Source organism: Corynebacterium tuscaniense (assembly GCF_008693065.1).
Taxonomy (GTDB): Bacteria; Actinomycetota; Actinomycetes; order Mycobacteriales; family Mycobacteriaceae; genus Corynebacterium; species Corynebacterium tuscaniense.
In genome coordinates this window covers 1-579 of the sequence record NZ_VXKH01000192.1, presented here as the reverse complement: position 1 = coordinate 579, position 579 = coordinate 1, and the positions used below count along the sequence as shown (strand labels likewise).

At 49.9% G+C, this 579-nt stretch carries 1 pseudogene; it reads right to left on the bottom strand.

Annotation, left to right across the window (positions count from 1 at the left end):
- Window positions 1–386 precede the first annotated feature (386 nt).
- Window positions 387–579: pseudogene (locus tag F4V54_RS11235) on the bottom strand (NUDIX hydrolase); the annotation flags it as partial.

The window sequence follows — 579 nt, the reverse complement described above, 5'->3', positions numbered from 1 at the left end:
GACGATAAAGGAAGTCGCCTAACTTTTTAGTTCTGTCGCGATCAACAACTTAGAAATAGACATAGATCCACCTTGACACAAGGTCATTTTCTCGACCCCGCTCCAGTCTTAAATTACCCCCAAAATTAACCCCGTACATTTTTGCTTTATTATTGATAATTGAGTAGAAGCGCGCACTGTTAATGACATCGAGTTCAGATTGAGATTCTTATTTGAGGCTTCATAATCATATTCTCATTGTCATTGGAGGCATGGCGAAAGAACTCCGCTGAATTTTCAAAGACTCGCAAGTGAACCTTGAAGGCGCGGCAAACCGCGACCTGTGCCAACTTGGATTTGGACCTGAGGTCGAGGGATCAGGGTCTCGGGAACAGCACGACAGAGTTTTAAGTGCGCTTAATATAGCCGAAGCGGGGAGTAAAACCGGTGGGGTGCCGGAGTTGCGCAACAGCATCGGCGATGACGAGGCGGAATCGTGGGAGTGTGGGTGGGAGTTGGGCGATGGAGAACCAGCCGACGTCGGAGGATTCTTCATCGCCGATGCGGGGCTCATCGGGGGTTCCGGGAGTGACTTCGCAG